We start from the raw sequence: 12,378 nt of genomic DNA, 5'->3' as shown, positions 1-12,378 counted from the left end.
CGGAGCCGTTTTTTCATACGCTCTTGCCTTCCTCGTCCTGCGAGAAGATATCCCAGCTCGCCATGAAGAGCGCAGCAACCAGCGGCCCGATCACGAAGCCGTTGATGCCGAAGAGCGCCATGCCGCCGAGCGTCGAGATGAGCACGACCCAGTCCGGCATCTTCGTGTCCTTGCCGACGAGAATCGGCCGCAACACGTTATCGACGAGCCCGATCACCACGACGCAGAACACCACCAGCACGATGCCGCGCCATATCTCGCCCGTCATGAAGAAATAGAGGGCGGCGGGCACCCACACGAGCGCCGCGCCCACGGCGGGCAAGAGCGACAGAAACGCCATCAGCACGCCCCACAGGAGCGAGCCGTTGATGCCGAGAATCCAGAAAATCATTCCGCCGAGAAAGCCCTGCACGGCCGCGACCGCGATGTTGCCCTTGACCGTCGCGCGCACGACGGTGGTGAACTTCGCGATCAGATGCTGCTTCGGCGCGGGATCGAGCGGAATCGCGCGGCGAATGCGCCGGCCGATCTCGCCGCCATCGCGCAGCAGGAAGAACACGAGGTACAGCATCACGCCGAAGCTCACGACGAACTGGAACGTGTTCTGGCCGATCAGCAGCGCCTGCGCCGCCGCGAACTGGCTGATCTGCGACGCGCCTTCCATCAGCTTGCGCTGGATGCCGGGGATGTCGTCGAGGCCGTATCGCCCGAGCATTTGCTGCGCGGACATGGGCAACGCATGAAGCACGTGCTGGTAGTACAGGCCGAAGTTGAGGTCGCCGCTCTTGATGCGCGTATAGACGAGCGCGACTTCCTGCACGAGCGTCACCGCGACGACCGCCACCGGAATGATCACGATGAGGATCGCGGCGGCGAGCGTCGTCAGCGCGGCGAGGTTGCGGCGTTTGCCGAAGCGGACGGTGAGCCAGCGCTGCATCGGCTGAAAGAGCAGGGCGAGAATCGCGCCCCAGAAAATCGCGCCGAAAAACGGCAGCAGCACCCAGCCGAGCGCAACCGAGACGACGAACAGCAGGATGTGAAAGAACCGGGTATGGACGGACGGTTGATCGTTGTTCATTAGCGAAGCGACAGGTGATTGTGCGGGGCCATGCTAGCACGTGCCTTCGAGCACGAATCTCGCCCGGCCTCGCGCAAATGACAGGAAACGCCGCCGCGTCGACTAGAATTCTGCTTCCATTCCTTGCAGACGGCTTCCGATCGGTCCTGCAGCCTTACTGCCTCACGCATCGAACAATGAATCCAGGCGTCGTCTATGCTTTCACGGCCTTTGCCATTTGGGGCCTCTTTCCGATCTACTTCAAGGCGCTGCACGAGATCGGCGCGGTGGAAATGCTCGCGCACCGCATGGCGTGGTCCATGGCGTTTTTGCTCATCGTGCTCACCGTGCGGCGTCAGTGGCAATGGCTCGGCCCCGTGTTGCGCGACCGGCGGCTGCTCGCGCGCTTCGCGGCAAGCGCGGTGCTGCTATCGGCCAACTGGGGCATCTATATCTGGGCGGTGAACGACGGGCGCATCGTCGAGGCGAGTCTTGGCTACTTCATCAATCCGCTCGTCAACGTGCTGTTCGGCATGGCGTTCCTGCACGAACGGCTGAGGCCGGGGCAGTGGATCGCAGTGATCGTCGCCGCGCTCGGCGTCGCGTGGCTCACGTGGGCCAACGGCGCGCCGCCGTGGATCAGCTTCGCGCTCGCGCTCACGTTCGGCGGCTACGGGCTGCTGCGAAAGACCGCGACGCTCGGCGCGCTGGAAGGGCTCACGCTCGAAACCATGCTGCTGTGCCCGATTGCACTGCTGTATCTCTTCGTGCTGAGTTCGCACGGCGGCAGCGGTTTCGCGCATGCATCGACCGGCGTGAAGCTGCTGCTCGCCGCGGCCGGCCCGGTTACCGCCGTGCCGCTGCTGCTGTTTGCCGCCGGCGCGCGCCGCATTCCGCTGTCGATGCTCGGGCTCATCCAGTACATCACGCCGTCGCTGCAACTGCTGATCGGCGTGGTGCTGTATCGCGAGGCGTTCGGCCACGACCAGTTGATCGGCTATGGCGCAATCTGGGCCGCGCTCGCACTGTATTCGCTCGAAGGCATCTATCGCGCGCGGCAGTCGCGAGCTTGATGCCGCTTACCGCTGCGCGTCGCCCCAGCGGTATTCGACGGTCAAATCGTCGAGCTTCGCCTTAAGGTCCGCATCGAGCGGCTGATCGACGGCCGCGAGGGTATCGTCGAGCTGTTCCGGCCGGCTTGCACCGATGATCGCCGACGTCACCGCCGGATTTTCGAGCACCCACGCGAGCGACGTGCTCGCAAGCGAACGTCCGGTCGGCGCGACGAGTCCCTTCAGCTTCTCGATCGTCCGGAACTCGCGCTCGTGCCAATAGCGCTCCTGATACATCTCGCCCGCCTTGCCGACCGTCGCGGTGAAGCGGCCATCGGAAGGCGCGGCGTCATGACGATGCTTGCCCGTCAGCAATCCGCCCGCGAGCGGGTTGTACGGGATCACTGCAAGCCCTTCCTCTTTTGCCAGCGGCAGCAATTCGCGCTCGATCTGCCGGAACAGCAGGTTATAGCGCGGCTGCACGGAGACGAAGCGCGCGGCGCGCAGCACGTCGGCACGGCCCAGCGCCCGCGCGAGCCGATAGGCCAGAAAGTTGGACACGCCGATATACCGCGCCTTGCCCTGCCGCACGATCACATCCAGTGCTTCGAGCGTCTCGTCGAGCGGCGTGTCGCGGTCGTCCATGTGTAGCTGATACAGATCGACGTAATCGGTATTGAGCCGCTTGAGCGATGCGTCGATCGCGTCGAGCAGATGCTTGCGCGACGCGCCCTTGTTCCACGCGAGCGGCCCCATCACGCCGACGGCCTTCGTCGCGAGAATGAAGCGGTCGCGCTTGCCTGCCAGCCAGCGCCCGACGATCTCCTCCGTGCGCCCGGCGATGTCTTCCGTTCCGCCGAGCGGATAGACATCGGCGGTATCGATGAAATTGACGCCCGCATCGCTCGCGCGGTCCATGATGTTGCGCGACACGTCTTCGTCCGTTTGCAGGCCGAAGGTCATCGTGCCGAGGGTGAGACGCGAGACGGTGAGACCGGTGCTGCCGAATTTGCGGTATTGCACGGTTACGCTCCGAAAGAGGGAAGGGCTTGCGGGAACAGGCAGGATAGCGCCGATGCCGTACGGCTGCCCGAAGCGGAAGCTTGGCGTCACGACCTAACGCGCTGCCGATGCCTGCGCTTGCGCGGGCGGCGCCGGATCGAGCCGCCGGAACACCAAACCTGACAGCAGCGTGACCACGCCCATGCAGACGAAGCTCAGCCGAAAGCCGATCGACGCCGAGCCGAAATGTCCTTCGAACACCTGCACGAGCGATCCGCCGATCGACACGCCAAGGCCGATCGCGAGCATCTGCACCATTGAGAAGAGGCTGTTGCCGCTGCCCGCATCCTCGCGCGACAAGCCTTTGAGCGTGACGCTGTTCATCGCGGCGAACTGCATCGAATTGCATGCGCCGAACAGGACGAGCACCGCGATCTCGACGGCGAGCGGCAGCGACGCCGAAAACGCCGCGAACGCGACGATCGACACGCCGACGAGCGCCGTGTTCACCAGCAGAAATTGATCGTAGCCGTAGCGCTTGACGAGCCGCGCGATCCAGCGCTTCGAAAGCGTGCCGGCGATCGCGATGGGCAGCATCATCAAGCCGGAGTGCAGCGGGCTATAGCCGAGTTCGAGCTGCATCATGAGCGGCAAAAGAAACGGCACCGCGCTCGAGCCGATGCGGCACAGCAGGTTGCCGACGAGCCCCACGCTGAAGTTCGGCTCGCGAAAGAGCCTGAGTTGAAAGAGCGGATTGGCCCGATGCCGCGCGTACGGAATATACGCGAACGTCGACGCCACGGCGATAGCGAACAGCGCAGCCGATACCGCGCCGCGATGCGTCTCGACCGGGCAATCGAGCGCGAGCGAAAACGACACCATGCACAGCGACAGCAATCCGCAGCCGATGAAATCGAACGGCGGCGCATCGTGCAGCGTGTCGGCGGGCAAGAAGCGATGCACCGCATAAAGCCCCACCGCGCCGATCGGCACGTTGATCAGAAAGATCCAGTGCCACGTGAACGATTCCACGAACCAGCCGCCGAGCGTCGGGCCGAGAATAGGGCCGACCTGGCCGGCGACGGAAATCATCGCGAGCGCGGAGACGTAGGCTTCGCCGCTGACAGCGCGGAGGATGGCGAGGCGGCCGATCGGCAGCAGCATGGACCCGCCGATGCCTTGCAGCACGCGGGCGAGTACCAGTTGATCGAGTGAGCGCGCCATCGCGCAGGTCAGCGATCCGATGACGAACAGGCTGATCGACACGAAATAGACGCGCCGCGTGCCGAAGCGGTCCGCGAGCCAGCCCGATGCGGGCGTCAGCAGCGCCATCGTGAGCGTGTAGGCGACGACGATCGCCTGCATCGCGAGAGGCGCGGCGTGGAGATCGCGTGCGATCGAAGGCAGCGCCGTGTTGACGATGGTCGTATCGAGCGCCTGCATGAAAAAACCCACGGCGACGATCCAAAGTAGCGCCGTGTGGGAAGACTGTCTGGTCATGGGATGAAGTGGTGAGCGCGCCGCTGATATCGGTATCAAAGGCATCGTGAAATTCTAATGACGGGCAATGTCATCGGGAAGCCCGCTAACCGCATTGACTGTAATCGGAAAAGCCGATCACAATGCCGCATGCTGAATCCGATCTGGCTGAACACTTTCGCGACGGTGGCCGCGTCGCACAGCTTCACCGATGCCGGCCGGCAACTCGGCCTCCGGCAATCGAGCGTGTCGGAGCACATTCGACGCCTCGAAGAAAGCGTCGGCCGGCGGCTGTTCGTGCGCGACACGCATTCGCTCGCGCTCACCACCGACGGCGAAGCGATGCTCGTCCACGCCCGCGTGATCCTGGACGCGATGATGCACGCGGAATCGCAGTTCGGCTCGCAGCGGCTGCGGGGGCGCGTACGGCTGGGCTCATCGGACGATCTCGCGCTCGGGCCGCTGCCCAGCGTGCTCGCGGCGTTCCGCGATACGCATCCGGACGTGGACCTGGAGATCACCATCGGCATGACGGGGCGGCTTTATCAACTGGTCGATTCCGGCGAGCTCGACCTCGCGGTCGGCAAGCGCAGACTCGGCGATGCGCGCGGTACGCGGCTTTTCAGCGGGCGTCTGGAATGGCTCGCGAAGCCGGGCACGGTCGTCGATACCAGCCTGCCGCTGCCGCTGATTCTCGTCGCGGAGCCGAGCGTCACGCGCGCCGTCGTCCTCGATGCGCTCGCGATGGCCGGCGCGCGCTGGCAGATGGTTTGCACGAGCAGCAGCCACGCCGGCTGCATCGCCGCGGCGCGCGGCGGGCTCGGGCTCACGGTGCGCTCGCATTTTCTGGCGGGCAGGGGGCTGGCGCCGCCGGTGAACCGGGCGGACTTGCCGGAATTGCCCGAAGTGGAATTCATCGCGTTCGGGGCGAAGCATCTGAGCCGGCCCGCCGAAACGCTTCTGCAACTCCTGCAGGACAGCGATTTGCGCGGGGAGTGGGACGGCGAGTGAGGCACACGCCGTGCTTCGCGGCGGTTGTGCCGCTGCAACGCCGGACGGCGGCCCCGAATGGCTATCGCCGATCGCTTCTTATATATTGAGCGGCCATCGAAGTATCCTCGCCAACCCGTGCTTCCCAACCGCCGTTTCTTTTCCTCCGATGCCTCGCGCCGGTTGTCACGGGCGTGCCGCGCACTATTGCTCGCGATCGCCGCGACGATGCCGCTCGCGAGCGCGCATGCCGCCGCGTATGTCACGAAGCATTGCGACGACCTCGCCGGCAAGACGGTGCCCGCGTCGATCATCGGTTTGCCGACGCGCGGCGCGCTAATCACCACGGCATCGGTCGTCAAGGCCGCCGCGCCGGGCAACCGCAACGGCGAGTATTGCCGCATCAACGGCGTCATCCGGGCGCTGCAGGACACCACGCCCGACATCCGCTTCGAAGTCAATCTGCCGAGCCGCTGGAACGGCCGCGCGCTGCAGATGGGCGGCGGCGGCTACAACGGAGTGCTCGTTTCCGGCACCCAGCCGATGCCCTTCGCCCCGGACTCGACGCCGCTCGCACGTGGCTACGCGACTTTCGGTTCGGACTCGGGCCACGTCGGCAACTCGGGGCGCGCGGACTTCGCGGTCAACGACGAGGCGATCGTCAATTTCGGCTTTGCGCATCTCAAGAAAACGCGCGACGTGGCGCTCGCGCTGATCCAGATGGGCTACGGGCGCACGCCGGACAAGACGTATTTCGCGGGCGGATCGACCGGCGGACGCGAAGGGTTCACCGTGATCGAACGTTTCCCGAACGACTACGACGGCGTGATCGCCAACGCGCCCGCAATCAACTTCTCGGGCGTGCGGCTGCTCGGCGTGAAGCTCGGGCAGGCGTCGTATGCGAAACCGGGCGGTTTCGTCGGGATCGCGCAGCAGCGGCGCGTATTCGAAACCGTCGTGCACGAATGCGACCGGCTGGATGGCCTCGCGGATGGCATCGTCGGTAATGTGGAGGCGTGCCGGAAGCTGGAGCCGCAGATCATCGCGTCACTGCGTTGCGCGAACGGGCAGCGTCCGTCCTTGCGCGACAGTTGCCTGTCCGATGCGCAACTCGACACGCTGCAATTGCTGCGCGACGGACTGACGATGCCGTACGCGCTTGCCTACGGCGTCGATCAGTATCCGGGCTACAACGTGTTCCAGGGCGTCGATTTTTCGGGCGCGCTCGGCCTCGGCGACTCGCCGACGCTCGTCGCGCCGCCGACCTTCGCGGCGAACGGCTATCTGTTCGCTCAGGGCGATGCGTATATCCGCCACTTCGTCACGCGCGATCCGGGCTTCAGCGTCTTGTCGTTCGATATCGACAACCCCGGGAACTGGCGGCAGCGGCTCGTGACGCTGTCGTACACCGTCGGTGCGATGAACCCGGATTTCTCCGCGTTCATCGCGCACGGCGGCAAGCTCGTCGCGATGCACGGCCTGGCCGACGAAGTGATCAGCCCGAACCAGACGCTTGCGTTCTATCGCGGGCTCATCGAGCGTTACGGTCAGGACACCGTCGATTCGTTCATGCGGCTCTACATGGTGCCGGGCTTTCAGCACGGCAACGGCGTATTCATTCCCGCATGGGACGAACTCGGCGCGCTCGACGACTGGGTGACGAACGGCGTCGCACCGGAGACGCTCGTCGGCAGCGACATCGCGCCCGCCACCAACGGGCGCACGCGGCCCATCTGCCGCTATCCTGGCTATCCCCGCTATATCGGCAAGGGCAGCGTCAATCTCGCGACGAGCTTTCGGTGCGTCGCGCCTTAGGCGGCGGGCTTCATATGGCGTCGACGGCACGCGGCATGAAGCGCTCGACGATGCGCGCCCACGCCGGGCGCTTCGAGTTCGCACGATACGACGTCAACGAGACCTCGATCGCGTGATCGCAGTCCGACGACAGCCAGATGCGTTCGCCGCGCACGAGACGCAGCACGTCGCCCGGCTGCATCCAGTAGTCGTAGGGGTCCGCATGGCGCGTGAGCCACACGGATGCGCTCCCGATGCGCAATTCCGCATCGCACGGAAGACGCCACGACACGGTTTGACGCGCGGCCACATCGACATACACCACGACGCGCGTCCCGCGCCTGTCCAGCAGTTTCGACAGCTCTTCCATCTTGCTCTCCATGATGTGAGCCAAAGACGGGGCGCGATGCACGCATAAAGCAGAAGGCCCCGTCTTTCGGCGGGGCCTTCGGAATCGACTTGCCAGCTTTTGCTTGTTTCTCGCTAGCGCACACGCTCTCCCGATGACCCGCCGTACATGGCGTTCACTGGGTTTTTAATCGCGGCGATGGCGAGGAGAAGGGTTGCGTGCATGTCGTGCAGTATCGAGGCGAACGCGCGGCGCTGTCAATATCGAGATGACGTCCGCATCGATCCTGACAGTTACGCGCCGGTATAGCCCTGCGGCTTCGTCGCGTTCTTCTTCGCGATATCCGCGTTCACCGATACGACGTACTGCGGCGATTCCGTGAGCGTCAGCGTGACGACGCCGTTCGTGTACGGCGCGCTCGATACGTTGCCCATCGCGTCGATCAATTGCACGGTGCCGCTCGTGCCGGCTGCATCGACGTCGAGCTTGTAGGCGGCGCTGTACGTCGCGCTGAAGGTTCCGTTCGATGCCGGCCATACCGCGTTGTTGTGCGTCCAGAGCGCGGTGATGACCTTGCCGTTACCGCGCTGCTGGAACGCATACGCATACACGCCCGACGGCAGGTTGTTCACGGGGCCGAGCGTCACGGTGCCGTCGAGCACGCGCGTCATCGCGGCGACGGCCATTGCAGCCGGCTTCGGGCTGATGTTCGTCGTGCCGAATTCGGCTTGCGGATGATCGAGATCGAAGAACGTGCCGTAACCGGGTTCGCCGGGGAAGTCCGGGCCGAAGAACACGTAGGTCTGATCCGCGCCTTCGCCGAGCAGGATGATGTGCGTGCGCGCGACGACCGCGCCCTGCGCGAACAGCACGTTCGGCGTCGGATAGTTGGGACCGTAACTCGAGCCGATGTCATAGCTGATGCCCGTTTCGGTCACGAACAGCTTCATGTTCGGCTTGTAGTCCTTCGCCATTTCCGCGCGCAGATTGCGCATCTCGTTGAGCAGCGAATTGGCGGCATCGGCGGCGTTGGCATCGGTGTGATGCCGCTCCGGCGGATGCGACGGCGACGTGCCCGCATCGTAATAACCGTGCGTGGCGATGCCGTCGAGATACTGCGCCAGTCCGAGCGGCGCGAGGCGCTTGAGGCGCTCCGTCGTCAGCGACGGGAACGGCTCGGCCGGGCCCATCACGACCGCATGCGGATCTCTCGAATGCAGGCCCTGATACGCCGCCTTGTACAGCGCGACGAAGTTGGCGTCCGTGTCCTTCCACAGGATGTACGGCTCCCACGTGACCTGGTAATAGTTCGCGGACATCGTCGGGTAGTAGCGCGCGCGGATCGCTTCCGTTTCCTGGCCGACTCGCGCCATGTAGTTCGCGAAGTACGACAGGTCGTTCGGAACGTAGCCGTAGTCCGGACTCTGGCCGTGCGCGCTCGCCCAGCCCGGCATGCCGTCAAGCCGTACGAGGCGCATCACGTTGCCGGACGTGTAGAACGAATCGAGATTGTTCGCGGCCGGGTTGAAGGTGTTGCGGCCGTTCGGCTCCATCACGGACATCTGGCGGTCGTCGATGGTCGATGAGATGCCGAGCGCGCCGAGCATCGTCGCGTTGCCATTGAACCCCTGCATGCCGAAGCGATGCTGCTCCTGCTTCGCATACGTCACCGGGGGAATGACGCTGGCGAGATTCGGCATCACGCCGAAAGTCGCAATGCCGTTTGGCCGCGTGCCCGCCGTCTGCACCTGTCCGCCGCGATTCGCGAGCGTTGCCGACACGGCGAAATAACCCGCGAGCGTCGATGAGCAGGTGAGGGTGGTTTTCGTGGCGGCGGCCGGCACGGCGAAGCTGCCGCTCGCGACCGTCTTGCCGAGCGCATCGGCGATGGTCCACTTGAGCGTATCGGCGGAACCGGCGCGCGTCGTGATCGCCACCGGGAACTTCGCAGCAGCGGGATACATGCGCGAGCCATCGGTGCTCGGGGTATCGACGGTGATCTGTCCCGAGCCGCCGGACGCCGATGACGTCGCCGGCGACGCGCACGTGAAAGCGGGCTTGGTTGCCGCGTTGGCGACGGACGCGGGCATCGAAGCGTCGTCGGCTCCGCCGCCGCAAGCAGCGAGCGCAAGGACGAGAGGAGACAGCAGAAATGCGTTCTTGTTGTTCATGAGCAGCGAGGGAGTGGACAAAACCGTGCGGGCGCACCGGTCGTTTTTGCCTGAGAAGCGTCAGCGATCAGACGATTGGCCGCAGATACTACCTGCGATTGAAGCGAACTGCACGTAACGGCGCGTAACTCGATGTAACGTACGACAATTGACCATTATTGTCGTACGAATCTTTCCCGATTGCGGCGTGCCGCGCGACGGTTTAAGTTGGCGGCACGCATTCGCTCTCAGGAGACCGCCGTGGCTTTTCTGTTGCTCATCGTCGAACCAGTTGAACAGCGCACGCAGCGAACGCCGGAAGAAGGCCGGGAGACGTATCGGCAGATGGTCGAATTCGCCGATGGACTCAAGGCGCGCGGCGTGTTGCGCGCGTGCGAATCGCTGACATCGCTGAAAGATGCGTCGCGGGTATCGCATGCATCGGGCGGCGATCGCCGCGCCAGAATCATCGACGGACCCTTCGCCGAGGCGAAGGAGATGATCGGCGGCTTCTTCCTGCTCGATTGCGAGACGCACGCCGAAGCGGTCGCGATCGCCGCCGAATGCCCGGCCGCGGCGTGGTGCACGGTCGAAGTGCGCAAGATAGGGCCGTGTTATCTGTAATTTTTTGTCGATCGGCGTGGGCGTCGATCGTCGTCATCGAAGAAAAGGAAAACCAGGACACGCAACATGCACAAGCAAATCTTCGTGAATATGCCGGTACGCGATCTCAAGCGATCGATGACGTTCTTCAAGGCGCTCGGTCTCAGCTTCAACCCGGCGTTCACGAACGAGAATGCCGCGTGCCTCGTCATCGGTGAGAACCTGTACGCGATGCTGCTGACCGAACCGTTCTTCCAGACCTTCACCGACAAGACGCTGATCGACGCGCATACGCACGTGGAGACGCTCATCTGCCTGTCGTGCGAGAGCAGGGCGGAAGTGGATGACGTGATCGCGAAGGCGGTCGCCGCGGGCGGGCGCACGCCGCGTCCGCCGCAGGATCACGGCTTCATGTACGGACACGCTTTCGAGGATCTGGACGGACACATCTGGGAACTGGTGCACATGGCGCCAGAAGCGGCGTGAACGACGCGTTGAACGAGCGCAATGCGGCGACGCGCCGGGTGATCGACGCGGTGTGGCGCATGGAGGCCGCGAAGGTGATCGCCAGCGTGGCGCGCGTGGTACGCGACGTCGCGCTCGCGGAGGAACTGGCGCAGGACGCGTTCGTCGCGGCGCTCGAGCACTGGGGCCGTGCGGGCGTGCCGGACAAGCCGGGAGCGTGGCTGATGACGACAGCGAAGAACAGGGCGCTCGACCGTCTGCGGCAGCATGCGCTGCACGCGCGCAAGCACGAGGAACTCGGCCGCGATCTGGACGCGCAGGAGATGCATGTCACCCCCGATTTCGTCGATGCCCTCGACGCCGCCCGCGAAGACGATATCGGCGACGATCTGCTTCGTCTCGTGTTCACGGCGTGCCATCCTGTGCTGTCGCTGGATGCGCGCGTCGCGCTGACGTTGCGGCTGCTCGGCGGGCTGACGACGGACGAAATCGCGCGGGGCTTTCTCGTGCCGGAGCCGACAATCGCGCAGCGGATCGTGCGTGCGAAGCGGACGTTGTCGGCGGCGCGCGTCGCATTCGAGGCGCCGAAGGCCGCTGAACGCGCGGCGCGGCTGGCGTCGGTGCTCGAAGTGATCTACCTGATTTTCAACGAAGGCTATTCGGCGACGGCCGGCGCCGACTGGATGCGTCCCGCGCTATGCGAGGATGCGCTACGGCTCGCGCGCGTCCTTGCGGAGTTGATGCCGGAAGAAAGCGAAGTGCACGGGCTCGTCGCGTTGATGGAAATTCAGGCGTCGCGGATCAAGGCGCGCGTGGACCGCGACGGGCGTCCGGTGCTGCTGCCGGATCAGGACCGCAGCCGATGGGACCCGCTGCTGATTCAGCGCGGGTTCGCGGCGCTTGCGCGGGCCGATGCGCTGGGCGGCGCACGCGGCGTGTATGCGCTGCAGGCGGCGCTCGCTGCGTGCCACGCGCGAGCGGCGACAGCTGCAGAGACCGATTGGGCGATGATCGTCGCGCTTTATGATGCGTTGATGGTCGTCGCGCCGACGCCGGTCGTGGAGCTGAATCGGGCTGTCGCGGTCAGTATGGCGGTCGGCGCGCAGGCTGGGCTGGATATCGTCGATCGGTTGCGGGATTCGGAGGCGCTACGCGGATATCACTTGTTGCCCGGTGTGCGGGCCGATCTGCTGGCGCGCGTCGGGCGGAAGGACGAGGCGCGGGAGGAGTTTCTTGCGGCGGCCGTGTTGGCGAGGAATGCGCGGGAGCGGGAGTTTTTGTTGGGGCGTGGGAGGGAGTTGGGGTAATGTGGCTGGTCGTTTGTTGATTTGACATAAGACAAATTAGCAATGTTTATTTTTGTAGGTCCCAAGTTCAAATGTCGCGTTTCTGCCAAATAGAGATGTCGCATTTTGCCGTAGGTTCGTATCCAGACAA

11 protein-coding genes are annotated in these 12,378 nt (G+C 64.7%); 6 read left to right on the top strand and 5 right to left on the bottom strand.

Annotated elements, in window-relative coordinates:
- Positions 1-13: 13 nt before the first annotated feature.
- Positions 14-1,078, bottom strand: coding sequence for an AI-2E family transporter (locus tag AB6804_RS00055; protein ID WP_370884751.1), 1,065 nt, complete (start codon positions 1,076-1,078; stop codon positions 14-16).
- 176 nt (positions 1,079-1,254) lie between these two features.
- On the opposite strand from AB6804_RS00055, the gene rarD reads away from it, so the two are divergent.
- Positions 1,255-2,130, top strand: coding sequence for an EamA family transporter RarD (gene rarD, locus AB6804_RS00050; protein ID WP_035966232.1), 876 nt, complete (start codon positions 1,255-1,257; stop codon positions 2,128-2,130).
- 6 nt (positions 2,131-2,136) lie between these two features.
- Here the strand turns inward: rarD and AB6804_RS00045 are convergent, their stop codons facing one another.
- Both AB6804_RS00045 and mdtD read right to left on the bottom strand, forming a co-directional pair.
- The gene (locus tag AB6804_RS00045; protein ID WP_370884750.1) at positions 2,137-3,132 is read right to left on the bottom strand and encodes an aldo/keto reductase; all 996 of its coding nucleotides are present in this window, start codon (positions 3,130-3,132) and stop codon (positions 2,137-2,139) included.
- Positions 3,133-3,225: 93 nt separating this feature from the next.
- Positions 3,226-4,656, bottom strand: a complete 1,431-nt coding sequence (mdtD, locus tag AB6804_RS00040; RefSeq protein WP_370884749.1) for a multidrug transporter subunit MdtD — start codon at positions 4,654-4,656, stop codon at positions 3,226-3,228.
- An 84-nt stretch (positions 4,657-4,740) separates the two neighbouring features.
- Here mdtD and AB6804_RS00035 point away from each other — a divergent pair, with 84 nt between their 5' ends.
- Both AB6804_RS00035 and AB6804_RS00030 read left to right on the top strand, forming a co-directional pair.
- Positions 4,741-5,601, top strand: coding sequence for a LysR family transcriptional regulator (locus AB6804_RS00035; protein WP_370884748.1), 861 nt, complete (start codon positions 4,741-4,743; stop codon positions 5,599-5,601).
- A 207-nt stretch (positions 5,602-5,808) separates the two neighbouring features.
- Complete coding sequence (locus AB6804_RS00030; RefSeq protein ID WP_370885382.1) at positions 5,809-7,395, top strand: tannase/feruloyl esterase family alpha/beta hydrolase; 1,587 nt, start codon at positions 5,809-5,811, stop codon at positions 7,393-7,395.
- A gap of 10 nt (positions 7,396-7,405) precedes the next feature.
- Here the strand turns inward: AB6804_RS00030 and AB6804_RS00025 are convergent, their stop codons facing one another.
- Entirely contained in the window at positions 7,406-7,756 is a 351-nt protein-coding gene (locus AB6804_RS00025; protein ID WP_370884747.1) for a DUF2917 domain-containing protein, read from the bottom strand.
- A 260-nt stretch (positions 7,757-8,016) separates the two neighbouring features.
- On the bottom strand, positions 8,017-9,894 hold the full coding sequence (locus tag AB6804_RS00020) for a hypothetical protein (RefSeq protein ID WP_370884746.1): 1,878 nt from the start codon (positions 9,892-9,894) through the stop codon (positions 8,017-8,019).
- 240 nt (positions 9,895-10,134) lie between these two features.
- Between AB6804_RS00020 and AB6804_RS00015 the strand changes: the two genes are divergently transcribed.
- The 3 genes from AB6804_RS00015 to AB6804_RS00005 all read left to right on the top strand — a co-directional run bounded on the left by AB6804_RS00015 (position 10,135) and on the right by AB6804_RS00005 (position 12,248).
- On the top strand, positions 10,135-10,497 hold the full coding sequence (locus tag AB6804_RS00015) for a YciI family protein (RefSeq protein ID WP_370884745.1): 363 nt from the start codon (positions 10,135-10,137) through the stop codon (positions 10,495-10,497).
- A 66-nt stretch (positions 10,498-10,563) separates the two neighbouring features.
- Complete coding sequence (locus tag AB6804_RS00010; protein WP_370884744.1) at positions 10,564-10,962, top strand: VOC family protein; 399 nt, start codon at positions 10,564-10,566, stop codon at positions 10,960-10,962.
- A gap of 59 nt (positions 10,963-11,021) precedes the next feature.
- Positions 11,022-12,248, top strand: coding sequence for an RNA polymerase sigma factor (locus AB6804_RS00005; protein WP_370885381.1), 1,227 nt, complete (start codon positions 11,022-11,024; stop codon positions 12,246-12,248).
- The last annotated feature ends 130 nt before the right edge of the window (positions 12,249-12,378 follow it).

The sequence above is a fragment of the Caballeronia sp. RCC_10 genome (assembly GCF_041360715.1).
Taxonomy (GTDB): domain Bacteria; phylum Pseudomonadota; class Gammaproteobacteria; order Burkholderiales; family Burkholderiaceae; genus Caballeronia; species Caballeronia grimmiae.
This window is presented reverse-complemented; position numbering and strand designations above follow the sequence as displayed.

What these genes read in the sequence shown, in the direction of transcription:
- AB6804_RS00030 (WP_370885382.1), top strand. Translation starts at nt 5,809, where the DNA reads ATGCCGCTCGCGAGCGCGCATGCCGCCGCGTATGTCACGAAGCATTGC.
- AB6804_RS00035 (WP_370884748.1), top strand. Translation starts at nt 4,741, where the DNA reads ATGCTGAATCCGATCTGGCTGAACACTTTCGCGACGGTGGCCGCGTCG.
- AB6804_RS00010 (WP_370884744.1), top strand. Translation starts at nt 10,564, where the DNA reads ATGCACAAGCAAATCTTCGTGAATATGCCGGTACGCGATCTCAAGCGA.
- AB6804_RS00025 (WP_370884747.1), bottom strand. Translation starts at nt 7,756, where the DNA reads ATGGAGAGCAAGATGGAAGAGCTGTCGAAACTGCTGGACAGGCGCGGG.
- rarD (WP_035966232.1), top strand. Translation starts at nt 1,255, where the DNA reads ATGAATCCAGGCGTCGTCTATGCTTTCACGGCCTTTGCCATTTGGGGC.
- AB6804_RS00020 (WP_370884746.1), bottom strand. Translation starts at nt 9,894, where the DNA reads ATGAACAACAAGAACGCATTTCTGCTGTCTCCTCTCGTCCTTGCGCTC.
- AB6804_RS00005 (WP_370885381.1), top strand. Translation starts at nt 11,022, where the DNA reads ATGGAGGCCGCGAAGGTGATCGCCAGCGTGGCGCGCGTGGTACGCGAC.
- AB6804_RS00055 (WP_370884751.1), bottom strand. Translation starts at nt 1,078, where the DNA reads ATGAACAACGATCAACCGTCCGTCCATACCCGGTTCTTTCACATCCTG.
- mdtD (WP_370884749.1), bottom strand. Translation starts at nt 4,656, where the DNA reads ATGCCTTTGATACCGATATCAGCGGCGCGCTCACCACTTCATCCCATG.